Raw genomic sequence first — 14,613 nt, 5'->3', positions numbered from 1 at the left:
CGGGGGCGCGGAGCTGGGGGCGGAAAGGATGAGTCTGGCCTATCGGCCGGACATCGACGGCTTGCGCGCCGTCGCTGTCGGCAGCGTAGTGTTGTTTCACGCCGGGTTCTGGCCATTGCGGGGCGGGTTCGTCGGCGTTGATGTTTTCTTCGTGATCTCGGGTTTCCTCATCACCTCCGTTCTGTTGCGGGACATGGAGGCGGGCAGGTTCTCGCTGATCACCTTCTGTGACCACCGCATCCGGCGGATCTTCCCGGCCCTGGTGGTGGTGCTGGTGGCGGTTTCGGCCGCGGCCGCGCTCGTGCTGTCGCCGCGGGCGCTGCGGCAGTTCGCCGAATCGGTGCCGCCCTCCATCCTGTTCGTCGCGAACTTCCATTTCGAGGACGTGCTGGACTATTTCGGCCCGCGCGCCGAGGAGGCACCATTGCTGCACCTCTGGTCGCTGGCGCTGGAGGAGCAGTTCTACATCCTGTTTCCGCTCGCGCTTCTCGCGGCGGTGCGGCTCGCAGGGCTCAGGTGGTCCGCGGCCTTGTTCGCAGGCATCGCCGCCGCCTCGCTCGCCTATGCGGTTCACGCGTTGAAAACGGAGCCCATGGCCGCCTTCTTCCTGCTCCCCAGCCGGGCGTGGGAGCTTCTGGCCGGAGCGGTGCTGGCCCTCGCGCCCTGGCGGCGTCCGTCGCCGGCGGTGGCGGAGGGGCTGGGATGGGCGGGGTTGCTGTGCATCCTCGTTCCGGTCTTCGCCTATGACCGGCACACGCCGTTCCCAGGTCTCGCGGCGCTTCCACCGGTGCTCGGCACTGCGGCGCTTATCTTCGCCGGGGGGCATCACCCGCAGGGCTTCGTCACCCGCCTGCTGAGCCTGCGGACGCCGGTCTATGTGGGGCGCATTTCTTATTCGCTGTACCTGTGGCACTGGCCGCTGCTGGTGCTGGCCGGGGCCTATCTGGGCCGCGCGCTCGGGGGATGGGAGGCGGCCGGCATCGTTGCCCTGTCCGTGGCGCTCTCAGCCCTTTCGCTGCGCTTCGTGGAGGCTCCGCTGCGCCGCCCCTGCGCGCTGGGCGGGCGACGCGCGGTGCGGCTGGCGGCGGCCGGGGGCGTCATTGTTCTGCTGGCGGGTGTCGCCTGGGGCTTCGAGAGCTACGGGGGGCGTCTGTGGCCGGTTTCGCCGCGGGCCGCGGCGGCGGAGGCTGCGATGGCGGATCGTGCCCCGTTCCATCGCACCTGCGTGAACCCGCCGCGCAAATGGAACGGCACCCTGGCGGGAACGCTGGAGAGCTGCTCCATCGGGCCCGACGGGGCGGCAGGCGGATACGAGGTGGTGGTGTGGGGGGATTCCCATGCGGATGCGGTCTTTCCGGGCATCGGCGCCATCGTCGCCAGCCTGGGGCACACCGCGCGGCTGACCTTCATGCCCGGATGCCCGCCTCTTCTGGGCGGGAGCGTCCATCGGGCCAAGGTTCCCGCGGCCACCTGCGCCGCCTTCAATGCGGCTGCCCTGAAGGAAATCGTGCAGATGCGGCCCCAGCTCGCCATCCTGGTGGGCCGCTGGAGCATGTGGACACGCCATGCCGGCAGTGAATTCGCCCTCACCAGCGACGAGGTGGAGGGGGGCGGCGAAAAGTCCGCCGCCACCAGCGCCCGGGTGTTTCGCCACATGCTGGCCCGGACCGTCGAGACCCTGAACGCGCACGGCATCAAGGTGCTGCTGCTGGGCCAGCCGCCGGAATTCGTGCCCGCACCGCCGAAATGCGTGCTGGAGCAGGAGAGGGCGGGGGAATCCTCTGCCATCTGCCTGTCGCAAAGCCGGGGTCTGGCCGCGGAAGCCATCGGCCCCGGCAACGACGCCTTGCCCGAGGCGGTGGCACCCGGCACGGAGGCCAGCGTGTTCCAGCTCTCGGATGTCTTCTGCCGCGGCGACGTCTGCATCGCCGGGGATGGTGAGCGCCATTACTATTCCGACACGGACCACCTTTCGATCACTGGTGCCGGCAAGCTGGAGAAGGACGCGCGGCTTCGGGCGCTCATCACATCCCTGCTGGCGCCCGGCGCGGAGGCGAGTGCCGTGCCGCCCCGCTGAGCCGGGCTCAGTCCTCGCCGAGCAGGCCCGCGAGCTTCAGCGCCACGCCGCGCGAGCCCTCTACCTTCAGCCGCCCGGTGGAGAAGGCGAGCATGGCGCCGAGCCGTCCGGCCACCAGCTTGTCCAGCGTGTCGGACGAGAGCTTGAGCACCGCATCCGCATCGCCGCCGCCTTCCTCCAGGCTGGCGGTGCCGTCCGTTGCGTCCAGCATCAGCGAGACGTCCTTGTCGGTAAGGTCGAAGCGCACCTTGTAGCCGAGCGTGCTGAGCGCATCGGCGCGTGCATGCATGGCTTCGATCAGGGTGGGAACATCGGCCATCGCAATCACCTCGCAAAAAGGAGCCGCCCCGGCGGGAGGGGCGGCGAAGTTCGTGGAAATGGCGCCGGGAGGCGTCAGAACATGGCCTCTTCGAGGCCCATGGTGGCCGCCTTGCCGGCCTTGATGGCGCCCCACAGGGCTGCCACCTCCGGCAGCAGCTTCTCCATGTAGAAGCGGGCCGTGGCGATCTTCGCGTTGTAGAAGGCGGCGTCGCCGTTCGCGCCGTCGCGCTTCTCGAAGGCCACTTCCGCCATGCGCGCCCACATGTAGCCCAGCGCCACCAGGCCGAAGAGGCGCAGGTAGTCGGTGGCGGCGGCGCCCGCTTCCTCCGGGTCCTTCAGGCCCTTCTCGGCGATGTGGGCGGTGGCGAGCTGGAGCGCGCCGAACGCCTTGCCGAGCGGTGCCACCAGGGGCCCGAGATCGTCGTCGTCCATCTTGGCGTCGATATAGGCGAGCACGGGATGGAAGAAGGCACGCAGGTAGCGCCCCATGTGCGCCGGCAGCTTGCGGCCCACGAGGTCCAGCGCCTGGACGCCGTTCGTGCCCTCATAGATCATCGCGATGCGCGCATCGCGCACATATTGCTCCATGCCGTGGTCGCGGATGTAGCCGTGCCCGCCGTAGACCTGCATGCCCATGGAGGCGGAGGCGAAGCCGAGATCGGTGAACAGCGCCTTCACGATGGGGGTCATGAGGGCAGTGAGATCCTCCGCGCGCCGGCGCTCCTCGGGATCGGCGGCATGCTCCGTGAGGTCGAGCGCGCGCGCCACCCAGCCGCCGAGGGCGCGGCAGCCCTCGTTGTAGGCGCGGATGGTCATCAGCGTGCGCCGCACGTCGGGGTGCACGATGATGGGGTCGGCCGGTTTGTCGGGATGCTTGGCGCCGGAGAGGGCACGCCCCTGCAGGCGTTCCCTGGCATAGGCCACCGCCGCCTGATAGGCCGCCTCGCCCAGCCCCAGGCCCTGGGTGCCCACCGAGAGGCGTTCCGAGTTCATCATGGCGAACATGGCGCGCATGCCCTTGTGGGGCTCGCCCACCAGCCAGCCGGTGGCGTCGTCGAAGGACATCTGGCAGGTGGAGGAGCCATGGATGCCCATCTTGTGCTCGATGCCGGTGCAGAGCACGCCGTTGCGGGGGCCGAGGGTGCCATCCTCCTTCGGCAGGAACTTCGGCACCAGGAACAGGGAGATGCCCTTGATGCCCTTGGGCGCATCCGGCAGGCGGCCAAGCACCAGGTGGATGATGTTCTCGGTGAGGTCCTGCTCGCCGGCCGAGATGAAGATCTTGTTGCCGGTGATCTTGTAGCTGCCGTCCTCCTGCGGCACGGCGCGGGTGCGCACCAGGCCGAGGTCTGTGCCGCACTGGGGCTCGGTGAGGCACATGGAGCCGGACCACACGCCTTCCACCATCTTGGGCAGGAAGCGGTCCTTCAGCTCGTCGGAGGCGTAGGCCTTCAGCGCCTCATAGGCGCCGTGGGTGAGGCCGGGGCAGATGCCGAAGGCGAGATTGCCCGAGCACAGCATCTCCTCCACCAGCTTGTTCACCGAGGCCGGCAGCCCCTGGCCGCCGTATTTCGGATCGCAGGCGATGCCGTTCCAGCCGCCCTCGATGAAAGTCTGGTAGGCTTCCTTGAAGCCCTTCGGCGTGCGCACCACGCCGTTCTCATAGGTGCAGCCTTCCTGGTCGGCGCTCTGGTTCAGTGGCGCGAGCACTTCCGTGACGAGCTTGGCGGCTTCGTCCAGCACCGCGTCGATGAGATCGGGTGTGACCTCCTCCAGGCCGGGGAGGGTGCCCAGCTCGGCGCTGCCGTGCAGCTCGTGCAGCACGAAGCGCATGTCGCGGAGCGGGGGGGTATAGACCTGCATGGCGTTTGCTCCCGAATATTCCGGTGATGCCTCCCGCGCGGGGGAGGACGGGGGTGGGGGCGTTGCGCCCGCCTCATCCCGCTTGTCGTTTGTGGGAAGGGCTTTTCCCTTCCAAAGCCTCCCCCGCGCGGGGGAGGCCCTGCTGTTCGCTTTCGGCGCGGCGGTGCTCAGTTCCGCAAGGGCCGTCCGGTTTCCAGAATGTGCTCGATGCGATCGAGCGTGGCGGTGGTGCGCAGGAGCTTCATGAAGCCCTCGCGCTCCAGCTCCAGCACCCGCGCCGCGCTCACCGGCTCGATGTGGTCGGTGTCGCCGCCGGTCAGCACCTCGGCCAGGGCGGCCGAGACCACCTTGTCGTGCTGGGTGGCGAGGCCGCGCTTGGCGAAGCCCTCCACCGCCATCACCATGGCGGCCTTGCCCGAGGGGCCGGGCAGGGTGAGCTCGATGGGCTTGGGCGGCACATAGCCCTCCACCAGCGCCAGGGCGCGGGCCTTGGCATCGGCGAGCAGGCGGTCGCGGTTCATGGTGATGCCGTCGCTCTCGCGCAGGAACTTCAGTTCCTTCGCCTCGGCGGCGGACTTGGCGACCGTGGCGGTGGAGACCGTCTCGAACACCTTGGAAGGCGCGGGCATGGGCCCCTTCGGGAAGGTCTTGTCGGTCTGCCAGCGCTCCAGCATGGCGGTGCAGCCGCCCCAGGCCGGAAGCACGCCCACCCCGCATTCAACGAGGCCGATGTAGCTTTCCGCATGGGCCTGAACCGCATCCACATGCAGCAGGACCTCGCAGCCGCCTCCCAGGGCGAGGCCGGAGGGCGCCGCCACCACGGGGAAGGGCGCGTATTTCATGTCCTGGTAGGCCTTCTGGCCGGTGGCCACCAGCTTCTCCACCTCGCCGAAGGCGCCGATGTTGCAGGCGAACAGGGCAAGGCCCAGGTTCGCGCCCACCGAGAAGTTCGTGCCCTCGTTATAGATCACGAGCGCCTTGTGCTTCTCCTTCACGAGCTTCAGCGCCTTGGAGAGCAGGCTGATGATGCCCTCATCCAGCGAGTTGCTCTTGGAGGTGAATTCCAGGCACGCCACGCCGTCGCCGATATCCCACAGGGCGGCCGAGCCGTTCTTGAGGAGCGGCTGCGACTTCAGCTTGATATCGGCCAGCAGCAGCACGCCTTCAGGCCGCGCGATGTCGCGATAGGCGCCGTCGGCTCCCAGATATTGCCGCGTGCCGTTCTCGATACGGTAGAAGGGCTTGTCGGCGGCGAGGGCCAGCAGGGCGGGCACCTCCACGGCGTCTGCCTTCAGCATCTCGATGAGCCGGGCGGCGCCGATCTTGTCGATCAGCTCGAAGGGACCGAATTTCCAATTGTAGCCGAGGCGCATGGCGTCATCGATCGCGACGATGTCGTCGGCCGCCTCGGGCACGAGGCGCGCGGCGTAGGCCAGCGTGCGGGCCATGACGGCGCGGGCGTAGCGGCCGGCGGCGCCGGGGGCGGACATGAGCGCGGCGAGGTCCTTGCCGCCGCCCTCTTCCAGCTCCGGGACGCTGGCCTTCACCTGCGGGCGGTATTCGCCGGTGGAAAGCTCGATGGCCTCCTTCAGCTTCTGCCCGTCCGCGCGGTTGAGGCGGTAGAAGCCGCCCTTGCCCTTGCGCCCGGTGTAGCCGGTCTCGATCATCCGCGCGATCAGCGGCTCGTCCCGCAGGGTGGCGTGGAAGGGATCGGACGCCGGCAGCGCCCGCTTCAGCGAACCCTGGACGTGGGGCATCAGGTCGAGCCCCACGAGATCGATGAGCCCGAACACGCCGGTCTTCGGGAAGCCGAAGGGCCGGCCCATCACCTGGTCCGCCTCTTCCACCTTGAGACCGAGCGCGAACGCCTCGCCCACCGCGAGCTGGAGCCAGTAGGTGCCGAGCCGGTTGGCGATGAAGCCGGGGGTGTCCTTGCAGGTCACCACCGTCTTGCCGAGCTTCACGTCCGCGAAACGGGAGACGGCGGCCACCGTGTCGGGGTTCGTCTGCGGCCCCGCCACGATCTCCAGCAGGCGCATGTAGCGCGGGGGATTGAAGAAGTGGGTGATGAGGAAGTCGCGCCGGAAGCTCTCCGGCAGGCCGGAGGTCAGGTCCGCGAGGGGAATGGTGGAGGTGTTGGACGACACCGCGCTGCCGGGCCGGCGGGCGGCCTCGATCTTCGCGTAGAGCGCCTGCTTGATGTCGAGCCGCTCGATCACGGCCTCCACGATCCAATCGCACGAGGCGAGGTCGGCGAGGTTGTCCTCGATGTTGCCGGTGGTGACGAGCCGGGCGGCCTTCTTGGACATGAAGGCGGCGGGATCCGCCTTCAGGAGCTTCTCCACCGCCGTGTCGGCGACGACATTGCGGTTAGCGGCGCCTTCCGGGACGATGTCGAGGAGCAGCACCTCGACCCCCGCATTGGCCACGTGGGCGGCGATGCCGGCGCCCATGACACCGGCGCCGATGACGGCGACCTTCTTGATCTCGAACGACATGCGCGCCTCCCTCAGACGCGCTCGAGCACGGTGGCGATGCCCTGCCCGCCGCCGATGCACTGGGTGGCGAGAGCATACTTTCCGCCCTCGCGCTTCAGCAGCGCCGCCGCCTTGCCGACGATGCGCGCGCCGGTGGCGCCGAGCGGATGGCCGAGCGCGATGGCGCCGCCGTCGATGTTCAGGGTCTCCTCCGAAATGCCCAGCTCCCGCTGGCAGGCGAGGGCCTGGGAAGCGAATGCCTCGTTCAGCTCCACCACGTTGATGTCGGCGATGGAGATGCCGGCGCGGGCGAGAGCCTTCTTGGTCGCAGCGACCGGGCCGATGCCCATGATCTCCGGCGCGCAGCCCGCCACCGCCACGCTCTTCAGGCGCGCCAGGGGCTCCAGGCCGTTCTTCTCGGCATAGCTTTCCGAGCACACCAGCACGGCGGAGGCGCCGTCGGTGAGGGGGGAGGAGGTGCCGGCGGTGACCGTGCCGTTCTCGTCGAAGGCGGGCTTCAGGCTGGCGAGGGCTTCCAGCGTGGCGTCGCGGCGAATGCAGCCGTCGGCGTCCACGGTCCTGTTCACCTTGCCGTTGACGTGCACGGGGACGATCTCCGCCTTGAAGCGGCCTTCAGCCTCGGCGCGGGTGGCCTTTTCCTGGCTCCGCAGCGCGAAGGCGTCCTGGTCGGCGCGGGTGATCTGCCACTTGCTGGCGACATTCTCGGCGGTGTCGCCCATGCCCATGTAGGCGGCAGGCATCCTGGCGTAGAGCGCCGGGTTGGGCATGGGGTTGAAGCCGGTCATGGGCACGCGGCTCATGCTCTCGATGCCGGCGCAGATGAAGGCTTCGCCGGCGCCGAGCTGGATCTGCCCCGCCGCCATGTGCACGGATTGCATGGACGAGCCGCAGAAGCGGTTCACCGTGGTGCCGGCCACCGATTGCGGCAGCCCCGCGATCATGCCGATGAGGCGGGCGATGTTGAAGCCCTGCTCGGCCTCCGGAAAGGCGCAGCCGACGATGAGGTCCTCGATGTCCTCCACCTTCACCCTGGTGCGCGCCACCAGCTCGGCCACCACCTGGGCGGCGAGATCATCGGGGCGAAGGCGCGCGAGATCGCCTTTCTTGGCGAGGGTGAAGGGCGAGCGGGCGTAGCCCGCGATCACGACGTTATGCATGAGCGCTCCTGCCTGTGTGCGTTTCTTCCACCCGCCTGCGGCGACGCCGCGGGGGCATTTTGCTTTCCGCCGACGGGGGCGGCGTGTTGGGGCGCCGCAGTTTCCCACGGGCCCGATCTTGTCGCGTCCAGGGCGCTCCTCGCGCCCCGCCCACGGCTTTGCTGGAAAGTGCGCCCCGAGGGCGGTTCAGCCCGCGGCCTTGGCTTCGCCGCTGGCGAGGCCCGCGAGGGTCTGGTCCTGGATCTCCCGGAGCTCGACGATGGTCTCCTCCAACGCCAGGCGCTGGTCCTCCAGCAACTCCAGCCGGCTCTCCACCTTCTTCAGGAGCATCCGCATCTGTTCCGACTGGGTGGGGTCCATGTCGTAGAGGTCGAGATAGTCCTTGATGTCTCGCAGCGAGAAGCCGAGCCGCTTGCCGCGCAGGATCAGCACCATCCGGGCGCGGTCGCGCTTGGTGTAGACGCGCATGGTGCCGGCCCGGCGGGGGGTGATGAGGCCCTTGTCCTCATAGAAGCGGATGGTGCGCGGCGTCACCGCGAGGTCGCGTGCGAGCTCCGTTACGGTGAAGAAGGTGTCGGTGGGGCCGCCACCGCTGCCACGTTTGCCTGTCGATGCCACAAATTCACCTATACGTCACCTATCCGCACTGACGATACATGCTTTGACCTTCGGCGCAAGACCCTCCCCGCCGATTTTCACCGCCGTGGCATGCGAGGCCAAAAAACACGCATGATGCGCTGCAACGAATACGTCAGCTTCAATGTCTTTTTTCTTCGCGCATACGGATTGTACTGCGGGAGAGAAGCACACGCTTAAGCTTCCGCGTGCTGTTCGTGCAACGCTGTCGAAATATGATGAGCCTTCCGCACATCATGGCCACGATGGCGGTTGACGTGGCTGTTCGTTTAGGCATCCTAGATGACGTATAGGGCACCTTAGAAACCAATAGTGCACCGCAGCGTGCCGTGCCCCGAGGAAACGCCACATTCGCAAGCGCCGCTCGGCATCAAGTCCGGGCGCGCCGAGCAAGGGGGAGTCATGTTCAGATCCACCGTCCTGGTCAGACGTGCCGGCTGCGTTGCGCTGCCTGTGTTCGCCACCCTGCTCGCCGCCGAGGCGCAGGCCGGCGGCTTCGGGCTCCGGGAGCAGAGCTCCTACTACCAGGGCACGTCGTTCGCCGGCTCCGCCGCGGGGGGCGAGGGGCTCGCGTCCATGTTCTGGAACCCGGCGGCGATCAGCTTCTCGCCGGGTATGAACATCGAGAGCAACTTCACCTACATCATGCCCCATGCCTCGGTGGACGTGTACGAGGCGCGGGCGCCCCTCACGGGTGCGAACCTCGGCAATGCGGGGGTGGGCGACATCATCGACGACGCCCTGCTGCCCACCACCTTCCTTACCTACGCCTGGGACAATATCGCGGTCGGGTTCGGGCTCACGGTGCCCTTCGGCCTCATCTCCGATGCGCCGTGCAGCTGGTCCGGGCGGTATTACGGCTGCTACAGCCGCATCTTCGACATCAACGCCCAGGGTTCCATCGCCTATAAGGTGAACCCCTGGCTCACCATTGGCGGCGGCGTCAGCGTCAATTACATTGATGCGCGGCTGAGCAATGCGGTCTTTACGGGCATCGTGCCCCCTGCCAACAATCTCTATGCCCAGGTGGACGGGGATGACCTTGGGGTCGGCTTCAACCTCGGCGTGCTGTTCACGCCCTGGGCGGGGACCAGCATCGGCATCGGCTACAAATCCTCCATGGATCATGACCTGGAGGGCACGCTCAGCATGTTCATGCTGCAGACCAAGATCGCCCAGTACGCGGCCAATGCCGGCCTCACCCTGCCGGGGCAGGTGACCGCTTCCCTGCGTTCCCAGGTGGCGCCGCAGTGGACGGTGCTCGGCACCGTGGAATGGACCGACTGGTCGTCAGTGGACCAGCTCGTGGTGCGCACCCCGGCCGGCGTGGCGAGCGTGCTCGACCTGCAGTGGAAGAGCGGCTGGTTCTTCTCCGGCGGTGTCGAGTACCAGTGGGACCCGAAGCTCGCGCTGCGCGCCGGCCTCGCCTACGAACTCACCCCCGTGCCCGACGAGACCCGCTCTCCCCGTCTGCCGGACACCAACCGCCTGTGGCTCTCCGCCGGCTTCACCTATGCGGTGACGCAGCAGCTCTCCATGGACTTCGCCTACAGCCACATCTTCGGCGAGGACAGCCCCATCGACCAGTATCCCTACAAGACCGGAAACACCCTGAGCGGCGTGCTGGTGGGGGAAGTGAACGACGGTTACGTGGACATCGTCTCCGTGGGCCTGCGCTACAAGTTCGGCGCGGTGCCCCAGCAGGCGAGCCTCATCACCAAATAGCCTCGCGGCGAGGCGCGATCGGCGGGACGGCGGTGGGGCGTCGCCGTCCCGGCGCAATCGGGGCCGATCCTGGACTGAAGCGAACGGCGCGCCCGAGGCGGCGCGCCTCCAGACGACATCAAGAACAGACGGCGGGCCAAGCGTCCGAAACGCCGGCAAACGGCGACGGCGCGCCTGCCACGCGGGAGAACGCCCATGCTCGAACGGACCGAAAGCACGCTTATCGTGCCGGTTCCCGTGCCGGACCTGCTCGACGCCAGCGTCGCGGAGCACGGCCCCAAGCCAGCCCTCAATTTTTTAGGCCGGCAGTGGACCTACACTGAACTCGGCGCGTTCGTGGACAAGGTGGCGGCGGGCCTCCAGGCCGAAGGAGTCGGCCCCGGCAGCAAGGTGGGCCTGTGCCTGCCCAACACGCCTTATTCCGTCATCTTCTTCTTCGCCATCATGAAGGCGGGCGGCACCGTGGTGAATTTCAGCCCGCTCTATGTGGAGCGTGAGCTGCGGCACCAGATCCGGGATTCAGGCACCACGCTCATGGTGGTGCCCGACGTGAAGCTCATCCATGCGCGGGTGGCGGCGGTGGCCCAGGAGGGGGGGCTGAGGCGCATCATCGTCTGCCCCATGGCTGGCGTGTTGCCCTGGCTCAAGGGCATGCTGTTCACCCTCTTCAAGCGCAAGGAGCAGGCGGAATTCCGCCCTGGCGACGGCCTGCACCTGCCGTTCGCGGCGCTGCTGCGCCATGGGGAGCGCGCGCGGCCCGTGGTCATCGATCCCGTCACCGACATCGCCGTGCTGCAATATACGGGTGGCACCACCGGCGTCCCTAAGGGCGCCATGCTCACCCATGCCAACGTTTCCGCCAACGCGCAGCAGGTGATGATCCACGCCGAATGCCGGCGCATCGGCGTGAAGCGGGTGGTGGGGGTGCTGCCCCTGTTCCATGTGTTCGCCATGCAGACGGTGATGGTGATTCCCATCTGCCTGGGCGCCGAGATCCTGCTGGTGCCGCGTTTTGCCCTTTCGGACGTGCTGGACCTCATCGAGCGCGATAAGCCCACCATGTTCCCCGGCGTGCCCACCATCTTCGCCGCCATCAACGGCGCGCCCGGCATCGAGGGGCGCGACCTGTCCTCGCTCACCCTGTGCATCTCGGGCGGCGCGCCGCTGCCGGGCGAGGTGCGCGCGCGATTCGAGGGGCTCACCGGCTGCAAGCTCGTGGAGGGCTACGGCCTCAGCGAGACTTCGCCGGTGGTCACCGCCAATCCGCCCCTGGGGCTGGTGAAGGACGGCTCGGTGGGCACCGCCGTGCCGGGCACGGTCATCGAGATCCACGACCTGGCCAATCCCGCGCGGCTGTGCGGCGTGGGGGAGAAGGGCGAGGTCTATGTGCACGGGCCGCAGGTGATGCGCGGCTATTACAATCGCCCGCTTGAAACCATCGACAGCTTCCAGGACGGCGCCCTGCGCACCGGGGATGTGGGCTATCTCGATGTCGACGGCTACCTGTTCCTGGTGGACCGCATCAAGGATGTGATTCTGTGCGGGGGCTACAATGTCTATCCGCGCGTGATCGAGGAGGCGCTGTACCTGCACCCGGCGGTGTCGGAGGCGGTGGCCATCGCGATTCCCGATGCCTATCGCGGGCAGGCGCCGAAGGCCTTCGTGACCCTGCGCCACGGCGCCAGCGCCACCCCGGAAGAGCTGCTCTCCTTCCTCTCGGCGCAGATCTCCAAGATCGAGATGCCGCGGGAGATCGAGATCCGCGAAAGCCTACCCAAGAGCATGGTGGGCAAGCTCTCCAAGAAGGAGCTGATCGAGGAGGAGCGCGCGCGCAAGAGCACCTGAGCGCGTCCTTGCTTGTCAGGGCCGCACGTTCTCTTTACGCGGGAAACGGCCGTCCGCGCCTTGGGGGCGCGGACGGCCGTCGTTCTCTCCCCGCCCCCGAGGCCAACCTCAGATCCCCTCATGAGCGACCTGTTCGGCCTCGTCTTTCCCTTCTTCGGGCTCATCTTTCTGGGCTATTTCTGCGGGCGGCTGGTTCGGCTGCCGGAGGCGGGGCTCGCCTGGCTCACCTTCTTCATCATCTATGTGGCGCTGCCGGCCCTGTTCTATCGCATCGTGGCGCAGACCCCGTTCGAGGAGCTGGCGAACCCGGCCTTCATTCTCGCGGTGGTGTGTTCCACCGCCACCACGGCGGCCATCGCGCTGGGCATCGGCCTGTGGTTCCGGCGCGGGAACGTGGGTGAGGCGGCCATCGCCACCACCGTGGGGGCTTATGCCAACGTGGGCTACATGGGGCCGGGGCTGAGCATCGCGGCGCTGGGGCAGGGGGCTGCGACGCCCGCCGCGCTCATCTTCGCCTGCGACAGCATGCTGTTCTTCACGCTGGTGCCGCTGCTCATGGCCACGCGCGGGCGGGGCGAGAGCCTCGCCGCCACCTTCGGGCTCATCGCCAGGCGGGTCTTCACCCATCCCTTCAACATCGCCACTTTGCTCGGCGTGCTCGCCGCCGCCGTGCATTTCCGCGAGCCGGACGCCGTCTCGCGCCTGCTGGACGGGCTGAAGAACGCCGCGGCGCCCTGCGCCCTGTTCACGCTCGGCGTGACGGTGGCGCTGCGCCCGCTGCGGCGCATTCCGCTGGAGCTGGCGCCGCTGCTGGGGCTGAAGCTGGTCGCGCACCCGGCCATCGCGCTTCTCGCGCTGTCGCTCGTCGGCGTCCTCGCCCAGGGCTGGGGGGTAGCTTGGTCGCCCGTGTGGGCGCAGACGCTGCTGGTGATGGCGGCGCTGCCGCCCGCGCTCAACTGTTTCGTGCTCGCGCGGCAGTACCATACGTATGTGGAGGAAGCCTCCACGGCCGTGCTCATCGGCACGGTCTGCTCGGTCTTCACCGTCACCGCCATGCTCTACCTGCTGCGGGCCGGCGTGATTCCGCTCGATCTGATGCGGTGAACGCTCAGGCCGCCCGATCGCCCACGCCGAGGCGCATCAGCCTGCGGCGCAGCGGGCCCACCCGGTCGAGCAGGTAGAGGCCGAAGCCGCGTACGCCCTGGATCGGCACGAAATCCGAGAGCAGCGAGCGGTTGAGCACGTCCACGGCGCGCATGCGGCCGTCGATGTCCGGCCGGCGGGCGCGGGCGTAGCGCTCCAGCAGCTCGGGGCCGCCCACATCCTCCCCCCGCGCTGCGGCTTCCGTGACCAGATTCGCCAGTTCAGCCACGTCGCGCAGGCCCAGGTTGAGCCCTTGCGCGCCGATGGGAGGCATGATGTGCGCCGCCTCGGCGATGAGGGCGATGCGGGGCGCGCTCAGTCGTTCGGCGGTCTCGGCCGAGAGCGGGAAGGCGCCGCGGCCGGGCTCCACCTCGAATCGGCCAAGAATCGAGGAAGCCCGCGCCTCCAGCTCGCGCGAGAGGGCCTCGTCGGAAAGGCCGAGCAGGCGCAGGGCCTCCCGTTCGCCCACCACGCACACGATGCTGGAGCGATCCCCCGGCAGGGGCACGAGGGTGAAGGGGCCGCTTTCCGTGTGGAATTCGGTGGAGATGTCCTCGTGCGGGCGGGTGTGGCGCACGATGGCGGTGAAGGCCACCTGCGGATAGGCCCGCGTGCGCATGCCGATGCCGGCCGAGGCGCGCACCAGCGAGCCGCGCCCGTCCGCCCCCACCACGAGGCGGGCGCGGAGCGCGGAGCCGTCCGCCAGCTCGATCCGGGCGGAGTCTTCCTCCACCTTCAGGCTCGTGAGGCTGGTGCGGGCGATGTGCAGGCGCGGCTGCTCCAGCGCGGCTTCCAACAGGGTGAGGCGGAGCGGGTCGTTCTCGATGTTGTAGCCGAAGGCGTCGAGGCCGATCTCGGCGGAGCGGAATGTGACCTCCGGCGCGCGGAACAGGCGGCGGGTGGCGTCGGCAATGCGCATGTCGCGCAGGGGCGCCGCCTTGGGCGCGAGCGCCGCCCACAGGCCGAAATCCTCCAGGATGCGCACGGAACCGTCGAGCAGGGCGGTGGTGCGATGGTCCGCCGCGCGTTCCGGCCCGGTGACGAGGGCCGTGGACACCCCGCGCGCGGCAAGGCCGAGCGCCATCACCAGCCCCGCCGGGCCGGCGCCCACCACTGCGACGTCGTGCAGGGCGGCGCCGTGCGAGTCTTCCGATGCCGTGATCGCTGCCGGGGTCGCTTCCATGAGATCCTCCACCGTGGCGGGCCCATCCGTCCGCGCCCGCGGGAAACTAGCCCAGCCGAAGCGCGCGGGGGGCGCGGTCTGTTGCCCCATCATAGCAGGCGCGCGCCGTTCCGCCTTGAAGCGCCGCCGCGCGTGCGCGACAAGGCGGAGTGCGTATCCCGGCAC

Annotated in this window: 10 protein-coding genes; 4 read left to right on the top strand and 6 right to left on the bottom strand. The window is 68.6% G+C overall.

All coding sequences use genetic code 11. From position 1 onward, the window contains the following. Window positions 1–28: 28 nt before the first annotated feature. On the top strand, window positions 29–2,077 hold the full coding sequence (locus tag V5F61_RS10055; RefSeq protein ID WP_393988290.1) for an acyltransferase family protein: 2,049 nt from the start codon (window positions 29–31) through the stop codon (window positions 2,075–2,077). 7 nt (window positions 2,078–2,084) lie between these two features. Here the strand turns inward: V5F61_RS10055 and V5F61_RS10050 are convergent, their stop codons facing one another. The 5 genes from V5F61_RS10050 to V5F61_RS10030 form a co-directional block, all read right to left on the bottom strand. Next, window positions 2,085–2,396, bottom strand: a complete 312-nt coding sequence (locus V5F61_RS10050) for an SCP2 sterol-binding domain-containing protein (protein ID WP_393988289.1) — start codon at window positions 2,394–2,396, stop codon at window positions 2,085–2,087. A 74-nt stretch (window positions 2,397–2,470) separates the two neighbouring features. Beyond that, on the bottom strand, window positions 2,471–4,261 hold the full coding sequence (locus V5F61_RS10045) for an acyl-CoA dehydrogenase C-terminal domain-containing protein (protein ID WP_393988288.1): 1,791 nt from the start codon (window positions 4,259–4,261) through the stop codon (window positions 2,471–2,473). A 167-nt stretch (window positions 4,262–4,428) separates the two neighbouring features. Next, window positions 4,429–6,759 carry a 3-hydroxyacyl-CoA dehydrogenase/enoyl-CoA hydratase family protein gene (locus V5F61_RS10040; RefSeq protein WP_393988287.1) on the bottom strand — a complete coding sequence of 777 codons (2,331 nt, stop codon included), beginning with the start codon at window positions 6,757–6,759 and terminating at the stop codon, window positions 4,429–4,431. An 11-nt stretch (window positions 6,760–6,770) separates the two neighbouring features. Then, the gene (locus V5F61_RS10035; protein WP_393988286.1) at window positions 6,771–7,916 is read right to left on the bottom strand and encodes a thiolase family protein; all 1,146 of its coding nucleotides are present in this window, start codon (window positions 7,914–7,916) and stop codon (window positions 6,771–6,773) included. A gap of 186 nt (window positions 7,917–8,102) precedes the next feature. Next, window positions 8,103–8,534, bottom strand: coding sequence for a MerR family transcriptional regulator (locus V5F61_RS10030; RefSeq protein WP_393988285.1), 432 nt, complete (start codon window positions 8,532–8,534; stop codon window positions 8,103–8,105). A gap of 420 nt (window positions 8,535–8,954) precedes the next feature. Between V5F61_RS10030 and V5F61_RS10025 the strand changes: the two genes are divergently transcribed. The 3 genes from V5F61_RS10025 to V5F61_RS10015 all read left to right on the top strand — a co-directional run bounded on the left by V5F61_RS10025 (window position 8,955) and on the right by V5F61_RS10015 (window position 13,226). Further along, window positions 8,955–10,277: an OmpP1/FadL family transporter gene (locus tag V5F61_RS10025; protein ID WP_393988284.1), complete on the top strand. Its 1,323-nt coding sequence runs from the start codon at window positions 8,955–8,957 to the stop codon at window positions 10,275–10,277. 195 nt (window positions 10,278–10,472) lie between these two features. After that, window positions 10,473–12,122: a long-chain-fatty-acid--CoA ligase gene (locus V5F61_RS10020; protein WP_393988283.1), complete on the top strand. Its 1,650-nt coding sequence runs from the start codon at window positions 10,473–10,475 to the stop codon at window positions 12,120–12,122. Window positions 12,123–12,242: 120 nt separating this feature from the next. Then, on the top strand, window positions 12,243–13,226 hold the full coding sequence (locus V5F61_RS10015) for an AEC family transporter (RefSeq protein ID WP_393988282.1): 984 nt from the start codon (window positions 12,243–12,245) through the stop codon (window positions 13,224–13,226). 4 nt (window positions 13,227–13,230) lie between these two features. Here the strand turns inward: V5F61_RS10015 and V5F61_RS10010 are convergent, their stop codons facing one another. After that, window positions 13,231–14,448 carry a UbiH/UbiF family hydroxylase gene (locus V5F61_RS10010; RefSeq protein ID WP_393988281.1) on the bottom strand — a complete coding sequence of 406 codons (1,218 nt, stop codon included), beginning with the start codon at window positions 14,446–14,448 and terminating at the stop codon, window positions 13,231–13,233. Between the last annotated feature and the right edge of the window lie 165 nt (window positions 14,449–14,613).

Origin of the sequence: Xanthobacter sediminis, assembly GCF_043195015.1 — a bacterium.
Classification (GTDB): domain Bacteria; phylum Pseudomonadota; class Alphaproteobacteria; order Rhizobiales; family Xanthobacteraceae; genus Xanthobacter.
The sequence above is the reverse complement of the archived record's forward strand: the minus strand, read 5'-3'. Positions and strand labels throughout refer to the sequence as shown.